This window comes from Rhizobium sp. L43, assembly GCF_002531725.1.
Taxonomy (GTDB): domain Bacteria; phylum Pseudomonadota; class Alphaproteobacteria; order Rhizobiales; family Rhizobiaceae; genus Rhizobium.
Map to the genome: position 1 here is coordinate 14542 of NZ_NWSQ01000034.1, position 19863 is coordinate 34404.

Below are 19863 nucleotides of genomic sequence, written 5' to 3' on the forward strand. Positions count from 1 at the left end.
GGCGACTTGGGCAATCCTTCCTCCGTCTTCAAGTCTATTCCGTCGGTGTGATCATTGCAAATCCAATCGCTCACCCGCCAAAGACCGAATCTTGGGCAAGCTTCAGAAACCACGACGGAAACAGGCCGATGCCGATGGTGCCGGCGGCGGTGACGGCCAGCGTGGCGCACACCAGAGGCGTCAGAGCCGGGGCGAACGCCCCCTTCGGCTCGCGCATGTACATCACCATGACGATGCGGATGTAGAAATAGGCGGCGACGGCGCTGAGCAGCACTGCGATTACCGCCAGCATGACGAAACCACGCTCGACGAGGGCGACCAGCACGTAGAACTTGGCGAAGAACCCGGCCGTCGGCGGAATGCCGGCCAGCGAGAAGAGATAGAGCAGCATCAGAAGCGCCAGCCCCGGATGTGACTTGGCGAAACCCGCATAGTCTTCGATGACCTCGCCCGAGACATCGCCGTTCCGCATCATGATGACGGCGGCGAAAATGCCGAGATTCGTGAAAGCGTAGATCAGTAGGTAAAGCATCACGCTGGCGATCCCATCGGCACCGCCGGCCGCCACGCCGAAAATCGCGAAGCCGGCATGGGCGATGCTGGAATAGGCCAGGAGACGCTTGAAATTATCCTGGACCAGCGCCACGAAGCTGCCGAGCGCCATCGTCACCACCGCAATGACGGCGACGATGATCCAGACGTTCGAGGCTGCGACCAGAGGGTTGAGGAACACCCGCAGGATCACCGCGAACCCAGCCGCCTTGGGGCCAACCGACATGAAGGCGGTGATCGTCGTCGGCGCGCCTTCATAGACGTCCGGCAGCCACATATGGAAGGGAACAGCGCCGACCTTGAAGACCAGCCCCGCGACGATGAAGACCACCGCCAGCAGCAATCCGGGATCGAGCGGATCGCCGGTCACCGCCGCAGCCATCCCGTCCAGTTGCGTCGTGCCGGTAAGCCCGTAGATCAGCGAAACGCCGTAAAGGAAAATCCCGGTCGAGACCGCGCCAAGGATCACGTATTTCAGTGCTGCTTCGTTCGACCGCCGCTCACGCCGCAGGAAGCCGGTCAGCACATAGGTGCAAATCACCATCAGTTCGATGCCCACATAGATCGACAGGAGATCGGTCGCCGAGGCCATGATCATCATGCCCGAAAGCGCGAAGAGCAGCAGGACATAGTATTCGCTGCTCCCGATCCCTTCGATATCGGCATATTTTCGCGAAAGGAGGAATGTCAGAACGGTGGCTAAATAGAAAACGAACTTGAAGAAGACCGCGAAACGGTCGGCGATGAACATGCCCGTGTAGGCCGGCCGCACCTCGCTCGCCAGCATGAGTGTCGCCAAGGCGGCAATCAACACGACCGCGACCGACGCCCCGACAAGGAAATGTTCCTGTCCCTTTCGCACAAACTGTCCCAGGATCAGCAGGATGCAGGCGCCGGTGATCACAACGATCTCGGGCAGGCTCGCCAGGGCCGACTGGAAAAGCATGGCGGCGGTCATTGGCCGCTCCCCCTGCTGTGCACGTGCTCCAGCAGTTGCTTCACCGAGGCATCGATGATGTTGAGAAAGGGTTTCGGATAGAGCCCAACCCAGAGTACGAAGACGGCCAGCGGCAGGATCGCAGCCATCTCACGGGCGTTCACGTCGCGTATCTTCAACCGGGCGCCGACGCTGGCCGGGCCAAGCGCGACTTTCCCATACATGCCAAGCAGATAGGCAGCCCCGAGCAATGCGCCCAAAACGGCGGCCGAGCCGGCGACCAGGTTGGCCGCAAACCCGCCTGACAGCACCAGCAACTCGCCCACGAACGAATTCGTTCCCGGCAGCGCCATCGACGACAGGGTAAACAGTGCCAGAAACGTGGTGTAGATCGGCGCCACCTTCATCAACCCGCCATAGTCGGCGATGCTGCGGGTATGGGTCCGCTCGTAAATCAGCCCGACCAACAGGAACAGGGCGCCTGTCGTCACGCCATGATTGAACATCTGCAAGATACCGCCCTCGAGCCCGCGGAGGTTCAGTGCAAAAATCCCCAGCGTCACGAAGCCCATGTGGCTGATGCTGGAATAGGCCACCAGCTTCTTCAGATCGTCCTGCGCCAGCGCGAGCAACCCGCCATAAACGATCGCAAGCACCGAAAGCGTCAGCATCAGCGTCGAATAATACATCGATGCCTCCGGCAGCATCGGCAGCGAGAACCGCAGGAATCCGTAGGCGCCCATCTTCAGGAGCACTCCGGCGAGGATAATGCTGCCTGCCGTCGGCGCCTGCACATGGGCGTCCGGCAGCCAGGTATGGACCGGCACCATCGGCACCTTGACCGCAAAAGCGATCAGGAAGGCGAAGAACAGCCAGGACTGGATCCGGAACGGCAAGTCCTGCTCTGTCAAGGCGAGGATATCGAAGGTCCTGCCACCGTAGAAATAAAGCACGATGACACCGATCAGGAACAGGAGGCTGCCCGCCAGCGTGTAGAGGAAAAACTTGATCGCCGCATAGACCCGACCCTCGCCGCCCCAGACGCCGATGATGAGGTACATCGGGATCAGCATCGCCTCCCAAAAGACGTAGAAGAGGAACAGATCGAGCGCGCAGAAGACCCCGAGCATCAGCGCCTGCATGGAGAGCAGGCATATCATGAATTCCTTCACCTTGCGGTCGATCGCGACCCAGGAGGCGAGCACGCAGATCGACCCCAACAGTGCGGTCAGGAACACGAAGAGCGCGCTGATTCCGTCGATGCCGAGCGCATAATTGATCCCGAGCGCAGGTACCCACGGGCGCGTCTCGGTGAACTGCATGGCATGGGTCGTGGTGTCGAAGCCGACCAGCATGGCGATGCAGAGAGCAAGGTCGAGGACGGTGAAAGAGAGCGCAGTCCACCGAGCCGCATCGTCACCGCGCAGGAACATCAGAACCGCAGCACCGGCGACGGGTGTGAATATGATGAAGCTGAGGAGCGGGAAGCCCATGGCACTCCTCTACCGCCACGCCACGACGAAGACGACGATGGCTGCGATCAGACCGACGACCATCGCCAGCACGTGATGGGTCACGACACCCGTCTGGAGCCGCCTGAGCCGCCCGCCGCCATGCAGGATCGCGTGGGCAATGCCATTCACGACGGCATCGACGCCGGCAAGATCGAGCCGGAGTCCTGCCCGCGCCGCGCCGTGCAGCAAGGGCAGCGCCGCAGTCTCGGAGACGTTGCTCACCGCCTGCTCATAGCGCGCCAGCGGCCTTTCGGCGAGCCACATGAAGGCCCGCGCACCCTTGCGATAAAACCAGTCGGTGTCGAGGCTGATCGTCTTCTCGGGATCGAGCGCCCAGAGGAACAGCACGAACCCCAGGGCGGTGAACATCAGCAGCCCGAGGCTCTCCATGACATGCAGGCCCGTATAGGGTTCGAAATCCACCGGATAGGGCAGAAGCGCATAAAGCGGCTGCGGGAACACCCCGATCGCAATGCAGAGCACCGCCGCCATGCCCATGGCAATCAGCATGTTGCGCGGTGGCTCGCGCGCCTCCAGTTTCCGGTCCGTCCCGAAGAACATGTAATAGGGAAGCTTGAGGCCAGTGTGCAGGAACGTCCCGGACGATGCCATCGTCAGCGCCAGCACCACCAGCGCGCGGTGATCCGCTCCTGCAGCCGCTATCACCATCGATTTGGTGACGAAACCCGAGAAGAACGGGAACGCCGAGATCGCGAAGGCGCCGACCATGTAAAGCGCGACGGTCAGTGGCATGGTCTTGTAAAGCCCGCCGAGCTCGGTGAGCTTGCGTCGGCCGGTGACGTAGATGACGGCCCCGGCACCCATGAACAGCAGCGCCTTGTAGAGGATATGCGCGAAAGCGTGGCTGGCCGCTCCGTTTAACGCCATCTCGGTCCCGATGCCGATACCCGCGATCATATAGCCCACTTGGCTGACGATGTGATAGGCGAGAAGCCGTCGGCAATCGTTCTCCAGCACCGCGTAGATGACGCCGTAGAGCGCCATGATGGTGCCAAGCCAGACCAGGAGCTCGGTCCCCGGAAACGCCCGCGCCAGCACATAGACGGCGGTCTTGGTGGTAAACGCGCTCATGAACACCGCCCCGGTGACGGTCGCCTCCGGATAGGCATCGGTCAGCCAGGCATTGAGCGGCGGCACGGCCGCGTTGAGGATGAAGCCGGAAAGGATCAGGTAGTCGCCGACCCCCATTCCCCCGTTGGTGAGGCCCCCGGTGATCGGGCCGAAAAGCAGTGAACCGGTGGCGAGCCCGTGGGAAACGATGCCGCCGAGCAGGACGACGCCGCCGGCGATATGGACCATGAGATAGCGGAAGCCGGCCCGGATCGCCGGCCCATCACGCTGCGCGAAGACCAGATAGGCGGAAGCGAATGCCATGCCCTCCCAGAACAGGTAGAGGGTCAGGTAGTCACCGGCAAACACCACGCCTAGCGCGCTGCCGACATAGACGAATGCCGCTACGTGCTGGCCGGCATCCGTCAGGTGCAGCGCGTAGACCATGCCGATCAGCGCCATGATGGTGAAAACGGTGGCGAAGACGATGCTGAGCTTGTCTACCTTCGCGATCAGGATCTCCTGTCCGATGAACCGCGCTTCACCATAGCTGCCCGGCTCCATCGCAAGCACGGCAAGGATCGCCAGCGCAGGGATCAGAAGCAGATAGGCCTTGCGGACCGACCCGCTGAGGAACGGGATCGGCAGGGCGCCGGGAATAAAGAGCAGAGCCGGATGGATGAAGTCAGTCATAATAGTCCTCGCGCCGCATCAGCCGGACCCGATGGCCGAGAAACTTGGAAACGAAGATAAGCAGGACGCAGGAGACGAAGCCGTAGACGGCCGACCAGCCCGGCAGGCTGTCCCACAGATATTCGGCGTGTTCGCGAGACACCAGAAAGTCGGCGACGACGATCAGGACGAGCACGAGGTAGAATAGTCGGCGGCGCGGCCTCGCATATTGCTCGTCACCAAAGAAGTCGACGACACGCTTGATCATCGGATCACTCCGTCTGCCAGGGTGAGAAAATAGCCCGGGAAAATGCCCATCAGCACCGACAGGATTGCCGTCGCGACCAGCGGAATCGTGACCAACGGAATTTCACGGACCGTCGTCCGGCTCTCCTGCCTCTCAGCCTGGAAGAAGGCGGCATAGCTGATCGGCAGGAAATAGGCGGCGTTCAGGATCGAGCTCACCAGGAGCACCACCAGGAACACGGTCTCTCTCGCCGCCACGGCGCCCTCCGCCAGATACCACTTGCTGACGAAGCCCGCGGTTGGCGGTATCCCGATCATACTGAGCGAGGCGACGAAGAATGCCCCCATGGTCCAGGGCAGCCTGCGGCCGATACCGGCCATGTCGCTGATGTTACGCTTACCGGACGCGCAATAGATCGACCCGGCGCAGAAAAACAGCGTGATCTTGGAGAATGCGTGCGCCGCGATGTGGATGATCCCGCCAACCATCGCCACTGGCGACAACAGAACCGCGCCCAGCACGATGTAGGAGAGCTGGCTAACCGTCGAATAGGCAAGCCTGGCCTTCAGGTCGTCCCGCGTCAGGGCGTATACCGACGCCATCAGGATCGTGAACGAAGCCAGATAGGCCGTGGCGATGCCGAGGCCCAGCCCGCCCACTAGCCCCGTGCCGAAGACATGGAACACCACCCGCAGGACGCAGAACACGCCCATCTTGACCACTGCCACTGCATGCAAAAGCGCGCTGACCGGTGTCGGCGCGACCATCGCGGCGGGCAGCCAGGCGTGCATCGGCATCACAGCAGCCTTGGCGAAGCCGAAAAGATAGCAGAAATAGACGACCGTCAGCAGCGCCGCGGAGGCATCGCTCCCGGCCAGCAGTCCCCACGCGACAAAGTCGAGCGACCCCGCAATATGGTAGGTCAGCGCCAGTGCGGCGAGCAGCGCGCTTTTCGAGGCGCCCATCAGATAGACGAGATACTTGTGGCTGCCCCTCCATCCCTCTTCGTCCTCGTGGTGGTAGACGAGGGGATAGGTAACGAGGCTGAGCACTTCGTAGAAGATCACCAACGTAAACAGGTTGGCGGCGAAGGCGCCCCCGGCGGCGGCCGCAAGACTGCTGGCGAAGCAGGCGAAGAACCGGGTCTGCGCATGCTCGTTCAAATGCCGCATGTAGCCGATCGAATAGATCGCCGCCACGATCCACAGCAGCGACGAGACGGTGGCAAACACCATGCCGAGCGCATCGACCCGGAAAGCAAAGTCAATCCCCGGCAGAATCTCGAACAGACGCAATTCGACCGTCCCGCCCGCCAGCACCGTGGGTGCCATCGACACGACAATCGCGAACATGACGATCGCGGCCAACGGCGAGACCAGATCGCGAAGTCTTTCGCGGTTGTTCAAAAGGAGAACTGCAAGGGCCGCCAGACCGGCGACGGTGATGGCAAGCAACGGCCGGATGGATACAACCGGGTCCAAAGCCGCTATCCTTTCATCACCGTCACGTCGTCGACCTTGAGGGTGGACTTGTTCCTCACGAGGGCGACCAGGATACCGAGGGCGACGGCAACCTCTGCCGCGGTGATTGCGATGACGAAGATCGCGAAGATCTGCCCACGGAAATCGGCGTGGTAACGCCCGAAAGCGATGAAATTGATGTTGACCGAGTTGAGCAGCAGCTCCAGCGACATCAGGACGACGAGAATATTGCGCCTGAGCAGCACGCCCGCCGCTCCGATCACGAACAGGACCACACCGAGCACAATATACCACCAGAGCGGAACCATCACCCCTGCTCCTTCCGCGCCAGCATGATGGCGCCGACCAAGGCCGCCAGCAGGATTACGGAGGCGGTTTCAAACGGCAGGAGATAGTCGGCGAAAAGGGCTGTGCCAAGCTGCCTGACGTCATCGCCGCCGCCCATCGTGACGGGCTCCATGACCGAAAAGCGGTCGCTCCAGAGCACCAGCACGAGCATCTCGACCCCGAGCAGAACGAGAAGTACGAGAGCCGGGAGGTTTCCGCCCGGCAAGAACCGCTGCAACACCGCTTCGCGCACATCGATCATCATGATCACGAACAGGAACAGGACCATGATCGCGCCGACATAAACGAAGATCTGGATGACCGCGAGCAACGGTGCCTCGAGCAAGACGAAGATTGCCGAGACCTGCAGGAAACACGCCATCAGCGCCAATGCGCTGTGAACCGGATTGCGCGCCAGGACCATCGTCAGGGCCGTGATCACGGATACCGTAGCGAACAGAAGAAAGAACCCCTGATCCATCGACGCCGACCCTCCGGCGCGAACTGTCACTCGGCGCGAGATGGCCGGATTTGAGATTGCGCCGCAACTTCAGATGCCTTCGCAAATTGTGCCCTAGTATCGGATTTTTCACAAGATTATTGTCATCGCCGGAGCAAAAGCAGCCCAGTCCGGATGTGGCGAGATGCGCGTTGGGATCGCCGTGGCTGGTGAAGAAACTTCTGCCTTATCTTTTGGTAAATCTGGCGTATATTTGAATGTATGAATATTGATCGGGTGACCGTGCGGCCCCGGAGGTATTGCCGAGAGGCAATCCGTATTTTCGCTTTGGCATTGATCTGGGGTTCAGCATTCCTGTTTTCCGTCGCCCCGACAGCGGGCTCGGAACGCGTCGCTTTACTGCTGCGATTGAATGGCGCCGTCAGCCCGGCGTCCGCCGACTATGTGATACGCGGCATCCAGCTTGCCAACGATCGTAAAGTGGCGTTGATCGTCCTGCAAATGGATACGCCCGGCGGTCTCGATACGTCGATGCGGGACATCGTTCGCGCAATCCTTGCCTCATCTGTGCCGGTCGCGAGCTACGTGGCTCCGAGCGGCGCCCGCGCGGCCAGTGCCGGCACTTACATCCTCTATGCCAGTCATATCGCCGCCATGGCGCCGGGTACTAATCTGGGCGCCGCAACGCCCATTGCTCTCGGCGGGAGCGGACAAGACAACGGCCAGAACGGCGACAGCAAGGAGCGACAGTCGCGCAACGCTGCAGAGGCAAAGGCAGTGAACGACGCTGCTGCCTATCTTCGGGGGTTGGCCGAGTTGCGTAATCGCAACGCCGACTGGGCGGAAAAGGCGGTACGCGACGCAGCCAGCCTCTCATCAACTGCGGCCGAACGCGAAAAAGTCATCGATTTCGTCGCGTTCACCGTCGACGAGCTGATGGCGAAAGCCAACGGTCGCACGGTACGGGCAGGAGGAGCGGACATCCGGCTTGATACGACTGATCTCGCTGTCCAGAGCATCGAGCCTGACTGGAGAACACGCCTGCTTTCGGTTATCGCCGACCCGAATGTCGCACTCATTCTGATGGTCATCGGCATTTACGGCCTGATATTCGAGTTTCTTACGCCCGGAGCGGTTATCCCGGGAATGGTCGGCGGCATATGCCTGCTGCTCGGTCTCTACGCCCTGGCAATGCTGCCGGTCAGCTATGCCGGCGTCGGCCTCATCGTGCTTGCGGTTGCTCTCTTGGTCGCGGAGGCGCATGCACCGACATTCGGGGTTCTCGGCCTCGGCGGTGCGGTCGCCCTCGTTCTGGGCGCAACCATCCTCTTCGATACGGATGTGCCCGATCTGAAAGTGAGCCGACAGGTCCTAGTTGGTATCGGTGTTTCAGCCCTTGCCTTCAGCCTCATCGTCGTTCGCCTTGCATTCGGCGCGCGCCGGCGTGCCGTGGTGACCGGTGCGGAGCAGATGATCGGCATCTCAGGGAAAGTCTCCAGTTGGACGGGCACGACCGGCTACGTTGTCGCGCATGGAGAGCGCTGGAGCGCCGCCTCCGCCGAACCGCTCACGGACGGAGACGACGTGACGGTCATTGCCAGAGATGGGCTAACCCTCGAGGTCACCCGTGATCCCCGCAAAAATCGAGGACCTCAAGAAAGCAAGGAGAAGCTGAGATGACCATGATTGGAGGTTTCATCTTCTATATCGTCGCAGTCGTCCTGTTGCTGATCATCCTGGCGAGCGCAATCAAGATCCTGCGCGAGTATCAGCGGGCGGTCGTCTTTACGCTTGGCCGATTTACCGGCGTGAAAGGCCCCGGATTGATCCTGCTTGTTCCCTACGTACAGCAAATGGTGCGGGTCGACCTGCGCACGCGCGTGCTCGACGTCCCCAGCCAGGACGTCATCTCCCATGACAACGTTTCGGTTCGAGTCAGCGCGGTGATTTACTTCAGGGTCATCGATCCGGAGAAGTCAGTGATTCAGGTCGAGGATTTCATGGCAGCCACGAGCCAGCTTGCCCAAACGACGTTGCGCTCGGTGCTCGGCAAGCACGATCTCGACGAGATGCTCGCGGAACGCGACAGGCTCAACGAAGACATCCAGAGAATGCTCGACGTCCAAACAGATGCGTGGGGCATCAAAGTGGCCAATGTTGAGATCAAGCATGTTGACATCAACGAGTCGATGATCCGTGCGATTGCCAGGCAAGCTGAGGCAGAACGCGAGCGACGTGCAAAAATCATAAACGCCGAGGGCGAGCAGCAAGCCGCGGCAAAGCTGGTGGAGGCGGCTGAAATGCTGGCCAGGCAACCGTTGTCAATGCAACTGCGCTACTTGAGCACGCTGAACGTTATTGCCGGGGAAAACAGTTCGACGATCATATTCCCTTTCCCCATGGAACTCATTCATCTCCTGGACGGCAAGGCCGACAAGCCAACTGAATGAGCAACGGCATGTCCGGCGCTTTGATAATAAATTCGAAGAGTTACAGGAGCTGAAATACGATTTCACTTTGTTCCAGAAAATAAAATAGCGTCATCATATCCGTAACCTTTTTCCGGCGCCAGTGACCGCGAGCACTCGCTCTGAAGGGCGCGATTGCCAGCTGCGAAGACGCCAGCACGCGGACGAGGCAAGGATCAGCGAGAAGTTCCGGGGGCTAACCACCCCTACCACGCCCAAAGGCCGGCACTGAAGCCACGCTTGTGCGCCCGGGAACGGTTCGATTGATTGTTCAGGCGCAGCCCACCGCTAAAGCGAATGTCAGGGTCTGTATCGGCCCCGGGATATCCGTAATGAGCGATTGGCTCAGACTCGGCGCCGCGATCTGTCGCTGCCTGGCTGAGTGAGAACATTATGGACTTTTAAAAGTAGTCCCATGAATAACTTGGTTGCCAGTCGGTAAACATTCGCTGAATGCCCGGATCAATCCAGTTCCGGGCATCCATTGTCAAAGTAACCTTGGCCGTCAGGCTGCCTCGCGGAAACCGATAATGGCCTTGATCTCGAGGAATTCACCGATCGCCATCGGACCCCATTCACGTCCGTTGCCGGACTGCTTATAGCCGCCGAAGGGCGCAGCCAGATCAAGATTAACATTGTTCAAATAGACTTGGCCGGCACGCAGGCGACGCGCAATAGCTTCCGCCGCATCCCGCTCACCCTGAACATAGCCAGCTAGGCCGTAGGTCGTGTCGTTCGCGATTTTAACGGCATCTTCTTCGTCGGAGTAAGCAATGATGACGAGGACTGGTCCGAAGATCTCTTCACGCGCGATCGTCATGTCGTTGCGCACGTCAGCGAAGACCGTAGGCCGGACGTAAAAGCCAGTGTCGAGTCCATCGGGACGGCCAAGCCCTCCAGTCACAAGCGTGGCGCCTTCATCGAGCCCCGACTGGATCAGACGTTGGATTTTGTTCCACTGCGCTTCTGAAGCTACAGGCCCCATCTTCGAGTTGGAGGAGGGATGGCCGACGGACCAGGTTTCGGCGGCGGCCTTTGCGTAGCGGATTGCTTCGGCAACCTGATCGATATGGACCAGCATCCGAGACGGGGCACTGCAGGACTGTCCGCTGTTCAGCATCATTTGCGCTACGCCGCCTTCGACAGCAGATGCGAGGTCGGCACTACGCAGGACGATATTGGGTGACTTTCCCCCGAGTTCCTGATGCACTCTTTTGACAGTGAGGGCACCCGTGCGAGCAACCTCGATCCCAGCCGCAGTTGAGCCGGTAAACGAGACAAGGTCCACGTCCGGGTGGCTCGTCAAAGCATTGCCGACAACGCGTCCATCACCATGCACGAGGTTGAACACCCCTTTAGGAACTCCGGCCTCATGCAGGATCTCGGCAAGGATCGTGCCTGAGAAGGGCGCGATTTCGGAGGGCTTCAATACCACGGTGCAGCCCGCAGCAAGCGCAGGCGCCACCTTTGCGGCCATCAGCATCAACGGCCAATTCCACGGCGTGATCAAAGCACAAACGCCGATCGGCTCGCGCACGACTTCGCTTGTGCCAAGAGGCTCGTCGAACCGATAGTCCGTCAGCGATGCTCGTGCGATCTGGAAATGGGCAAGGCCGGCGGTCACCTGCAATTGTTCAGAGAGCCATTGCGGCGCGCCCATTTCATCCGTTACCGCCAAGGCTAAATCGCTGGCTCGCTTCTCGTAGGCAGCAATAATCCGGTCGAAGAGCGAAATTCTCTCCGCAATCGAGGTGAGTGAATACGTTTCAAACGCCTTTCGCGCAGCTGCAACCGCATCGCCCACGTCACTCGCATCGCCCAGCGCGACTTGACCAACGACGGTCTCGTCCGCTGGGTTGATGACATCGATTACGGCTGTGCTTTTGGGCTGTACCCAGGCTCCGTCGATGTAGAACTGAAGATTGTTACGCATGAAAAAGCTCCATCATTGTTGACGGAGGCATAAGTATCTTTTGTAAACTTGGCGTCAATCAGGCACTTGAAGTCGCGCTGGTAGGGCGAAGTATACTTGACCCGGACTCGTCATTGCGGACGCGACGGCGAACCGATTTTTGAAAGCCCCGCCGCTGCTCAGCTCGCGTCACATGCGTAGCCGGATCAGCGATCTGTCCGCTGCCTTCTGCCGGTCATCCGTATTGTCGAAAGCCTCTCTCGCTGCGGTGACCTCCGGCAGTTTCACCAATGTCCACTTGTGCAGTTCTTGGAGGGGTTCACGCAACGTCTGGCCAAGTGGCGTCAGTTGATATTGCACCGCCACCGGCGAGAGTGAAATTACCTCTCTCGCTATGAGACCGTTGCGCTCGAGGCGACGGAGGCACTGAGTGAGAGCCTTCTGCGTCACGCCTTGCAGCCGGCGGCGGATGGCATTGAAGCGCTGCGGTCCCTCATCGAGAACCGCAATCACCATCATCGACCACTTGTCAGCAATCTGATCGAATAGAGCCCGGCTCGGGCATTCAGAAGAAAAGCAGAGCGGTTCCAGTTCAAGCATGATGGTTTCCTTCGATATATCTAGGCGACTTGAAGTGCCTGATTGACGCTAGGTCTACATCATATACCTGTACCTTCGGTTAACACAACGGAGTTCTACCGATGCCCAGTCCCGATACAAGTAGCCTTTTTCGACCGTTCAGCATCCGATCGCTTGACCTCAAAAATCGCATCGTGATGGCGCCTATGACCCGCCTTTTTTCGCCCGAAGGCGTGCCGGGACCGGCGAGTGCCGACTATTATCGGCGCCGAGCAGAAGGTCGCGCCGGACTTATCCTTTCTGAAGGGACGGTGATCGACCGTCCTGCCTCCCGCAATGATAGCGGGATTCCCTTCTTTCATGGCGATGCAGCGCTACAGGGATGGAAGACTGTGATTGACGCTGTCCACAGTGCTGGCGGTCGTATGGGGCCGCAGATCTGGCACACTGGAGCTACCCGGTACATCAACGGTTGGGAGCCCGATGCGCCAGTGGAAAGTCCGTCTGGTCTCGACGCGCCTGGCGACGCGCGCGGCGTGGCGATGACCGGAGAGGATATCGCCGATACTGTCGCAGCCTTCGCCAAAGCCGCAGCAGACGCCAAACGGCTTGGTTTCGACACTGTCGAAATACACGGCGCGCACGGCTATTTGATCGATCAATTCTTCTGGTCGCGCACCAATTTGCGGACGGACCGATATGGCGGGCCAACGATCAAAGAACGCTCGCGCTTTGCAGCCGAGATCGTTACTGCCGTGCGTGAAGCGGTGGGACCTAAATTCCCGATCATCATGCGCGTCAGCCAATGGAAGCAGCAGGATTTCAGCGTGCGGCTTGCTGAGACACCTGCAGAGATGGAGACTTGGCTGTTGCCTTTGGTTGAGGCAGGCGTCGATGTCCTTCACGTTTCGCAACGTCGCTTCTGGGAACCAGAATTTCCGGAGATTGACGGCGAGAATGGTCTCAATGGCGCAGGCTGGGCAAAGAAAGTGACGGGTGCCGCGACAATCGCTGTCGGATCCGTGGGACTAGACAACGACGTTACTGCCAGCGCTTTCGTCGGCAAGGGATCAACTACAGCTAGTCTCGATCGCTTAATCGATCGCATGGAACGCGACGAATTCGACCTTATTGCTGTGGGACGCGCGTTGCTCAGTGATTCGAATTGGGTCGGCAAGATAAAAGACGGCGAATTTTCGGGATTGAAAGGGTTCGACCCAACTTCCTTATCCGAGCTGGTCTGAAGAAGAAGGGTGGGCGGATGAGAGCGTTGGCTGCGTCCGTCCATTAGCATATTTGACGATATCGTCGACGTGGTGCACTGGCGTCCACCTTGCTGGCTAACGAAGTAGAGAAATTTGACGACAGCGCTCGGCTGCTTACCGTCCCAAGCCGCCGTTGCACCGGTGAATTGGATGGTTCCATAAGTCGTCTTATGCGATTTTTAGCCAATGCGACAGTTGGGCCAGTTAGAGATGCGACAGTCTCGCCTCTCGACGCGCATAGCCTCATCCACTGACCTAGTCCCGATTGGCAACCACCGGCAAACTGCCTTCGTTCGAAAGACGGGTTTCTGTCTGCCGGGCGGCGGAGACGAGGCGGCGTTTGGCGCGGATTGCATGCCATTGCTGGTCGATCAGGACCCCGATGAGGATCACGCCACCCATGACGGCGAAATTCAGCGACGATGGGATGCCCAGCAGATTCACCAGATTCTGCAGCTCCTGCAGCAGGACCGTGCCGAGCACGACGCCGACGATCGACCCTTCGCCGCCGCGGAGCGAAAAGCCGCCGAGGACGGCAGCGGCAATTGCGTAGAGCTCGTAGAACTGACCATGGCTCGCCGGTGAGATCGAGCGCGTATACATGGCGAAATAAATCGCCGAAAGCGCCGTCAGCAGCCCGCAGATGACATGGGCCGACATGATCATGCGGCCGGTACGGATACCGGAATAGCGGGCCGCCTCCTCGTTCTTCCCGATCGCATAGAGATAACGCCCGAAGACCGAGCGATGCAGCATGATCCACATGACCACGGCAATGATGACGAGCGCGATGAAGGTGCTGGGAACGCCGTAGAACCGTCCGGCGGCGAGGAATTCGAGATCCGGGAAATTTTGGCCGAAAGCAAAACCCGCCGTTCCGTCGGCCGTATAGAAGCGCGCTGCCCCGCGGTAAATCAGGAGGCCGCAAAGGGTGACGACGAAGGGCTGCAGGTTGAGCCGGGTGATCAGCCAGCCGTGGACGGCACCTATAACAGCGCCAAGCGAAAGAATGAACGGCAGCGCCAGCATCCAGGACATGTCCTGTACCGCGATGAAATCGACGAACAGCACGCCGAGAAGTGCGACCAGCGAGCCGACGGAAAGCTCGATACCGCCGGTGATGATGACAAAGGCCTGGCCGATCGACAGGATGCCGAACAGGCCGATCAGGTTGGCGGTGTTGGCCAGGTTGATCGGCAGCAGGAAGCGCGGATTGATGATGGCGACGACGATGCCGACGACGACGATCAAAAGCAGCAGTCCGAGATCTTTCTTGATCATTCGAGATCCGTTCCCCGATACTTATTATATTTGGCACGGCGCTATTTTACCCTTTTGCCGACAGCAAGCAAAAGAACGCTTTCCTGATTGAATTCGTCCTCTTCCAATATGCCGGCGATCTGGCCCTCGTGCATGACGGCGATGCGGTCGGAAACACCGATCACCTCTTCCATATCGCTTGAGATCATCAGGATCGCTACTCCCGCATCGGCAAGCGCTCGCATCAGCCCGTAAATCTCGTTCTTCGCGCCGATATCGATGCCGCGGGTCGGTTCGTCGAAGATCATCACCTTCGGGCTCATCGACAACCATTTGGCAAGCACCACCTTCTGTTGGTTCCCGCCGGAAAGAGTGCCGGTTCGTGTCGAAAGCGAGGGCGCCTTGATACCGAGGCGAACGCGCTGCTTTTCGGCCGCCGCCATCTCCTTCTCAGCGGAGAGCATGGAGCGGCTGGAGAGTTGAGGGAGATCGGCAAGGGTTATGTTCTGGGCAATCGGGAAATCGAGAAGAATGCCGTTGCGCTTGCGATCTTCCGGCACCAAGAAAATGCCGCGGGCGACAGCGTCCCGGGCAGAACGGACTGCAATTTGCTGCCCGTCCTGCAGGATGACTCCCCCGTAACTGCGATCAATGCCAAAGAGCACCCTGGCAAGCTCGGTCCGGCCGGACCCGACGAGGCCCGCAAGTCCCAGGATTTCGCCATACCGGATTTCCAGATCGACGGGACGGCTGGGATAGGCCTCGGTGCGCACGCCGCTTACCTCAAGCGCAACCGAGCCCGGCGAGCGCTGCGGCTTTGCAGTCCGGGCCGCAAGCACCCGGCCGATCATCAGCTTGACCATCTGATCGTGGCCGATGTCCCTCTTGGCGAGCGTGCCCACAAGCGCGCCGTCGCGCAGAACGACGACCCGGTCGGCTACGCGCTCAACCTCGTGGAGCCGATGCGAGATGAAAATAACACTGATGCCATCCGCCTTCAGCAATTTGATGATGCTGAGCAGCCGCTCCGTTTCGGCCAGCGGCAGGCTGGAAGTGGGTTCGTCGAAGATGACGAGCCTGGCGTTGATGGACAGCGCCTTGGCGATTTCCACCATCTGCTGCTCCGCAAGGGAAAGCGACGCCACGGGTGTGTCGGCGGAAAAATGCGCCCCTACGCGCTTCAATAGCGGCTTCACCATGTCTCGCAGCCGATCGCGATCGACGAGCTTGAAAGGTCCCGCCTTCAGCGGTTCGCGCCCTAGGAAGATATTGGCGGCGACGTCGAGATTCTCAAAGAGATTGAGTTCCTGATGCACGAAGGCGATGCCGGACGAGATGCTCGATTCCACAGTGAGGAAACGAAGTTCCGCACCGTCGAGCAGGATCGTGCCCCGGTCGGGGGCGATCACGCCGCCAAGGATCTTCATCAGCGTCGATTTTCCGGCCCCGTTCTCGCCGACGAGGCCGATGACCTCTCCCGGCATGATATCGATCGACAGGTCATCAAGCGCAACGACGCCTGGATAAGTCTTGCCGACGCCGGAAAGCGAAAGGAATGGCGTTGCGGGCGCGCCCGGTGACGGGATGTCGGAACTATGGTTCATCGCCTGTCCATGGCCGCTGATGCTGTCGGCATGAAACGCATTTCGCGGCGGCGGTGAGTACCACCGCCGCAAAGGAGGTTATTTTCCAGGATTATTTTCCAGCCAGGGCCTTCAGGTTGGCGGCATACTTGTCGACGTCATCCTTGCCGATGATCACCGTCGGAATGATGATCAAGCCATCGGCGGGAACGCCTGATTTGTCGCCCTTGAGGTAGGCGGCCATCAATTTCATGCCTTGATAGGCCCATTCGAACGGCTGCTGTACAACGGTTGCCGCGATCGTACCTTCCTTGACACCGCCGAGCGTGATCGGATCGTCATCAAAGCCGACGACAGTGATCTGGCCGAGTTTGCCGGCGTCGCGCAGCGCCTCATAGATGCGCGGCGTGTTGTAGGAATAGAAGCCGACCATGCAGGTCAGGTCGGGGCTGGCCACCAGCGCATCCTCCACGTTCTTCTTGGCGCGCGTCTGGTCGATGTCGTCACCGCGAACATCGACAAGCTCGATCTTGGTACCCTTGAGCCCTTCCTTCATCCCTTCGATGCGTTCGCGGGCGTTATCGGCGCCCAGCAGACCGACGAAGCCCATGCACTTACCGCCGTCCGGCATCGCCTTCTTGGCGATTTCGGCGGCCTGCTTGCCGGCGTCGACGTTCGAAGAACCAATATAGGCGACGCGGTTGGTCTTCGGTGCGTCGCTGTCGGTGGTGAAGAGAGCCGTCTGCGAGCCGATCTTGTTGAGGCCGTCCGTCTGGGTCTTGGGGTCGACCGCGGAGACCATGATCCCCTTGACGCCGGCGCTGACGAGATCTTCCATGAGACGCTGCTGAATGGCGACAGCCGCCTGCTCGGGGTATTTCAGCTCCATCTGGTAGTCCGGCATCTCGGCCTGCGCCTTCTTGACGCCCGCCTCTGCCGCTTTCCAGAAGTCGGACGCACCGTTGACGACGAATGCGAGTGTCGGCTTGTCGGCGGCATGCGATACCGCAGCCGGCGCCGCGCTCAGCATCAAGCCGGCGAAGAACAAGGCTGCATTGCGTTTCAGCTGTTTCATAATACACCTCCCGAGGGGCCGCAGTTGCAGGGCCCGTTTTTCCGATTGACGGCCGGTCGGATGCACGCCCCCTCCCAGGGCCGTCGCGCAGCGACGAGTGGCATTGGCTCCGATCGCTCCGTGACGGTATAGAAGAATTTTAATTAGTAAATAGTATTATCAATTCAGATCAAAACATTTCATCGCGCACGGACCAGGATGCAGTTTTATACTGGAGATGGCCAGCAATTGTGGGCATTGCAGCAAACGATGCAATTGCCAGCGCTTTCAGATAGATGATAATATTAATTACCAAATACGATAATCGAGCGCCCTCACCCATTATCCCAGCAGAGACAGTTTTCCACGCATGCAAAAAACCAAGACCCGAAAAAGGAATAAGCCTGTGGTGGACAAGCCTGCACGCGTGACGATGATGGATATCGCCGCGGCGGCCGGCTGCTCGCAGGCGGCCGTCTCCTTCGTTCTCAACGACACGCCCGGCACCCGTATTTCACAGCAGACCCGCGACCGCGTATGGGAGGCGGCGCGCGCGCTCGGCTATACCGGGGCGACTTATACGACGAAGGCGGCTTATTCGGGGCTGGACAATGTGATCGGTTTCGCCGTGGATCAACTCGCCACCAGCCCGGAAGCGATCGTTGCGATCGAAGGCGCGCGGCAAGCCTCCTGGAGCGCCGGCAATGTCCTTTTGGTAACCCAGACGCTGAGCGATCCGGTCATGGAGCCGAAGGCAATCAAGGCGTTGACGAGCGGCGGCATATCGGCGCTGATCTATATGACGATCTACACCCGCCAGGTGGAGCTTCCTGCTTATGTCAGCAAGCTCAACATCCCGACGGTGCTGCTGAATTGTTATACGGCGGACCATGCTTTCCCCGCCGTGGTGCCGAGCGAGATCGCCGGAGGGCAGAGCTCCACCCGGCATCTGATCGTGCACGGACACCATCGCATCGCGACCATCACCGGCGAAATCTGGATGCAGGCTGCGCAGGACCGGCTGACGGGATATCGCCGGGCGCTGGCGACCGCCGATATCCCCTTCGATCCGGAATTGGTCATTGAAGGCGACTGGTCCGCCGGCGCCGGCTATGCCTCCACGATGAAACTGCTTGCCCTGAAAGAGCCGCCGACCGCGATCTTCTGCCAGAACGACCGCACCGCCATCGGGTGTTACGAAGCGCTCAAGGATGCAGGGCTTCGCATTCCCCAGGACATGTCGGTGGTGGGGTATGACGACGAAGAAATTTCACGACATCTCGTCCCCCCGCTGACGACGTCGGTCCTTCCGCATCTTGCCATGGGGCAATGGGCGATCGAACATCTCAACCCGGAAAGTTCGCCCGGCAAGCGCTATCCGATTGCCAAGCTCGAATGCTCGCTGGTCAAGCGCCATTCCGTCGCCGCGCCGCGCGCCGACGCACGGCAAATCCTCGATGGTATTCATACCTCGCCATAGGCCTAAGGTTTGCGGGGGAATCACGCCCCGCCAATAAATTCGGCTGAGGTACGATGTCGAACCTCTGGCTCTGTTCACCGATGAAACCTTGCAGGGAACGTCAACTGTCGGCCGGATCCTGGACGGCGAAGGCGATGGCAACCGCACGATTGACGGCCGCCGCAAGAACGGACATGTGGGTCTCGCCGGCATAAAGCTCGAATTCGGTACGCAATCCGTCGGCAGTGCCGTTCAATCGCTCCGCCATCTCCCGCGCCAAGAGGACAGTCCGCTCCGTCTTCCTCTTCTCCAGACGTACAGGGGCATCCTCGTTCCGGTACTGAAAAGGTGCCAGCTCATCGCCTTCGTGTTCTCCGGCGGACAAATGCAGGAAGGATGCATTTCCCGGTATGACTTGGCGGTTCGCCTCATTCTTGAGGATTTCACTGTTTTCCCAATAGATGGTTGGGCTGGCCGCAATCCAATTGGCAAACAGTTCTGGGCGCTCGAACAGGCCATAGAGCGTAAAGAGGCCGCCGAAGGAATGTCCGAAGAGCGATCGGCGCTTGGGATCGAGGTTCACCGTCTCGGCAATCCGCGGCAGAAGATCGTTCTCGATGAAATCCAGCAGCTCGCCGGTTCCTCCGATGACAACCGGAGGACCGCCCTCCACGAAGGGCGGATAGGTTTTGACCGGCGGAGGCCCCAGGTCCCAGGAGCGGCGGAGCGCATCATAGGGCTCGTCGGATGGATAACCGATCGCCGCGATCACCCCCCAACCGACATTCGTCCCCGTGGGATAAGGCGCCTGCGTGACCAAGCTGGCGACCGCGAAGGGGAAAGTAGCGTTGCCGTCGGTCATCACGAGAAGCGGCCATCCTCCTGCCGGCGGCTTCTCCGCCGGAATGGAAAGGAATATGCGATAGGGCTCACCGCCCGCTGCAGGCGCCAGATCGAAAAAACACGTTCCGGGCATTGAATAGACGCTGGCAGGATTGGTCATGAGAATGTTTTCTGATGTT

The 19863-nt window shown here is 59.8% G+C and carries 17 protein-coding genes; 4 read left to right on the forward strand and 13 right to left on the reverse strand.

Annotated features, from left to right (window positions below):
- Positions 1-70 precede the first annotated feature (70 nt).
- Genes CO667_RS29970 through CO667_RS30000 form a run of 7 tightly spaced genes read right to left on the reverse strand, consistent with a single transcriptional unit; the run spans position 71 to position 7282 of the window.
- Positions 71-1510, reverse strand: a complete 1440-nt coding sequence (locus CO667_RS29970) for an NADH-quinone oxidoreductase subunit N (protein WP_097621792.1) — start codon at positions 1508-1510, stop codon at positions 71-73.
- Positions 1507-2982, reverse strand: coding sequence for an NADH-quinone oxidoreductase subunit M (locus CO667_RS29975; protein WP_097621793.1), 1476 nt, complete (start codon positions 2980-2982; stop codon positions 1507-1509). Before CO667_RS29975 ends, CO667_RS29970 begins: the two co-directional genes overlap by 4 nt.
- A 9-nt stretch (positions 2983-2991) precedes the next feature.
- The gene (locus CO667_RS29980; protein ID WP_097621794.1) at positions 2992-4767 is read right to left on the reverse strand and encodes a Na(+)/H(+) antiporter subunit D; all 1776 of its coding nucleotides are present in this window, start codon (positions 4765-4767) and stop codon (positions 2992-2994) included.
- On the reverse strand, positions 4760-5014 hold the full coding sequence (locus CO667_RS29985) for a hypothetical protein (RefSeq protein WP_097621795.1): 255 nt from the start codon (positions 5012-5014) through the stop codon (positions 4760-4762). Before CO667_RS29985 ends, CO667_RS29980 begins: the two co-directional genes overlap by 8 nt.
- Positions 5011-6474, reverse strand: a complete 1464-nt coding sequence (locus tag CO667_RS29990; RefSeq protein ID WP_097621796.1) for a monovalent cation/H+ antiporter subunit D family protein — start codon at positions 6472-6474, stop codon at positions 5011-5013. Before CO667_RS29990 ends, CO667_RS29985 begins: the two co-directional genes overlap by 4 nt.
- Before the next feature lie 5 nt (positions 6475-6479).
- The gene (nuoK, locus tag CO667_RS29995; RefSeq protein WP_007819572.1) at positions 6480-6782 is read right to left on the reverse strand and encodes an NADH-quinone oxidoreductase subunit NuoK; all 303 of its coding nucleotides are present in this window, start codon (positions 6780-6782) and stop codon (positions 6480-6482) included.
- Positions 6782-7282, reverse strand: coding sequence for an NADH-quinone oxidoreductase subunit J (locus CO667_RS30000; RefSeq protein WP_097621797.1), 501 nt, complete (start codon positions 7280-7282; stop codon positions 6782-6784). The genes nuoK and CO667_RS30000 overlap by 1 nt, the downstream gene beginning before the upstream one ends.
- 240 nt (positions 7283-7522) lie before the next feature.
- On the opposite strand from CO667_RS30000, the gene CO667_RS30005 reads away from it, so the two are divergent.
- Both CO667_RS30005 and CO667_RS30010 read left to right on the forward strand, forming a co-directional pair.
- Positions 7523-8941, forward strand: coding sequence for a nodulation protein NfeD (locus CO667_RS30005; protein WP_097621798.1), 1419 nt, complete (start codon positions 7523-7525; stop codon positions 8939-8941).
- The gene (locus CO667_RS30010) at positions 8938-9711 is read left to right on the forward strand and encodes a slipin family protein (RefSeq protein ID WP_097621799.1); all 774 of its coding nucleotides are present in this window, start codon (positions 8938-8940) and stop codon (positions 9709-9711) included. The genes CO667_RS30005 and CO667_RS30010 overlap by 4 nt, the downstream gene beginning before the upstream one ends.
- 523 nt (positions 9712-10234) lie before the next feature.
- Here the strand turns inward: CO667_RS30010 and CO667_RS30015 are convergent.
- Positions 10235-11662, reverse strand: coding sequence for an aldehyde dehydrogenase family protein (locus CO667_RS30015; protein WP_097621800.1), 1428 nt, complete (start codon positions 11660-11662; stop codon positions 10235-10237).
- Between the two features lie 168 nt (positions 11663-11830).
- Positions 11831-12241, reverse strand: a complete 411-nt coding sequence (locus CO667_RS30020) for a helix-turn-helix domain-containing protein (RefSeq protein ID WP_097621801.1) — start codon at positions 12239-12241, stop codon at positions 11831-11833.
- 101 nt (positions 12242-12342) lie between these two features.
- Between CO667_RS30020 and CO667_RS30025 the strand changes: the two genes are divergently transcribed.
- A complete protein-coding gene (locus tag CO667_RS30025) occupies positions 12343-13464 on the forward strand; it encodes an NADH:flavin oxidoreductase (RefSeq protein ID WP_097621802.1) in 1122 nt (373 codons plus the stop codon).
- 276 nt (positions 13465-13740) lie between these two features.
- Here CO667_RS30025 and CO667_RS30030 read toward each other — a convergent pair whose 3' ends face one another.
- The 3 genes from CO667_RS30030 to CO667_RS30040 form a co-directional block, all read right to left on the reverse strand.
- Positions 13741-14766: an ABC transporter permease gene (locus CO667_RS30030; protein WP_097621803.1), complete on the reverse strand. Its 1026-nt coding sequence runs from the start codon at positions 14764-14766 to the stop codon at positions 13741-13743.
- Positions 14767-14807: 41 nt separating this feature from the next.
- The gene (locus CO667_RS30035; protein WP_097621850.1) at positions 14808-16349 is read right to left on the reverse strand and encodes a sugar ABC transporter ATP-binding protein; all 1542 of its coding nucleotides are present in this window, start codon (positions 16347-16349) and stop codon (positions 14808-14810) included.
- Between the two features lie 91 nt (positions 16350-16440).
- Entirely contained in the window at positions 16441-17403 is a 963-nt protein-coding gene (locus CO667_RS30040) for a sugar-binding protein (protein WP_097621804.1), read from the reverse strand.
- Positions 17404-17752: 349 nt separating this feature from the next.
- Between CO667_RS30040 and CO667_RS30045 the strand changes: the two genes are divergently transcribed.
- Positions 17753-18862: a LacI family DNA-binding transcriptional regulator gene (locus CO667_RS30045; RefSeq protein ID WP_097621805.1), complete on the forward strand. Its 1110-nt coding sequence runs from the start codon at positions 17753-17755 to the stop codon at positions 18860-18862.
- A 100-nt stretch (positions 18863-18962) separates the two neighbouring features.
- Here the strand turns inward: CO667_RS30045 and CO667_RS30050 are convergent, their stop codons facing one another.
- Positions 18963-19844 (reverse strand): alpha/beta hydrolase-fold protein, encoded by an 882-nt coding sequence (locus CO667_RS30050; RefSeq protein ID WP_097621806.1) that lies wholly within the window; start codon positions 19842-19844, stop codon positions 18963-18965.
- Between the last annotated feature and the right edge of the window lie 19 nt (positions 19845-19863).

Excerpts from the sequence above, each read along its gene's own strand:
- CO667_RS30030 (WP_097621803.1), bottom strand. The coding sequence starts at position 14,766 with ATGATCAAGAAAGATCTCGGACTGCTGCTTTTGATCGTCGTCGTCGGC.
- CO667_RS30015 (WP_097621800.1), bottom strand. The coding sequence starts at position 11,662 with ATGCGTAACAATCTTCAGTTCTACATCGACGGAGCCTGGGTACAGCCC.
- CO667_RS29975 (WP_097621793.1), bottom strand. The coding sequence starts at position 2,982 with ATGGGCTTCCCGCTCCTCAGCTTCATCATATTCACACCCGTCGCCGGT.
- CO667_RS30010 (WP_097621799.1), top strand. The coding sequence starts at position 8,938 with ATGACCATGATTGGAGGTTTCATCTTCTATATCGTCGCAGTCGTCCTG.
- CO667_RS30035 (WP_097621850.1), bottom strand. The coding sequence starts at position 16,349 with ATGAACCATAGTTCCGACATCCCGTCACCGGGCGCGCCCGCAACGCCA.
- CO667_RS29980 (WP_097621794.1), bottom strand. The coding sequence starts at position 4,767 with ATGACTGACTTCATCCATCCGGCTCTGCTCTTTATTCCCGGCGCCCTG.
- CO667_RS30000 (WP_097621797.1), bottom strand. The coding sequence starts at position 7,282 with ATGGATCAGGGGTTCTTTCTTCTGTTCGCTACGGTATCCGTGATCACG.
- CO667_RS30025 (WP_097621802.1), top strand. The coding sequence starts at position 12,343 with ATGCCCAGTCCCGATACAAGTAGCCTTTTTCGACCGTTCAGCATCCGA.
- CO667_RS29985 (WP_097621795.1), bottom strand. The coding sequence starts at position 5,014 with ATGATCAAGCGTGTCGTCGACTTCTTTGGTGACGAGCAATATGCGAGG.
- nuoK (WP_007819572.1), bottom strand. The coding sequence starts at position 6,782 with ATGGTTCCGCTCTGGTGGTATATTGTGCTCGGTGTGGTCCTGTTCGTG.
- CO667_RS30005 (WP_097621798.1), top strand. The coding sequence starts at position 7,523 with ATGAATATTGATCGGGTGACCGTGCGGCCCCGGAGGTATTGCCGAGAG.
- CO667_RS29970 (WP_097621792.1), bottom strand. The coding sequence starts at position 1,510 with ATGACCGCCGCCATGCTTTTCCAGTCGGCCCTGGCGAGCCTGCCCGAG.
- CO667_RS30040 (WP_097621804.1), bottom strand. The coding sequence starts at position 17,403 with ATGAAACAGCTGAAACGCAATGCAGCCTTGTTCTTCGCCGGCTTGATG.
- CO667_RS30020 (WP_097621801.1), bottom strand. The coding sequence starts at position 12,241 with ATGCTTGAACTGGAACCGCTCTGCTTTTCTTCTGAATGCCCGAGCCGG.
- CO667_RS30050 (WP_097621806.1), bottom strand. The coding sequence starts at position 19,844 with ATGACCAATCCTGCCAGCGTCTATTCAATGCCCGGAACGTGTTTTTTC.
- CO667_RS30045 (WP_097621805.1), top strand. The coding sequence starts at position 17,753 with ATGCAAAAAACCAAGACCCGAAAAAGGAATAAGCCTGTGGTGGACAAG.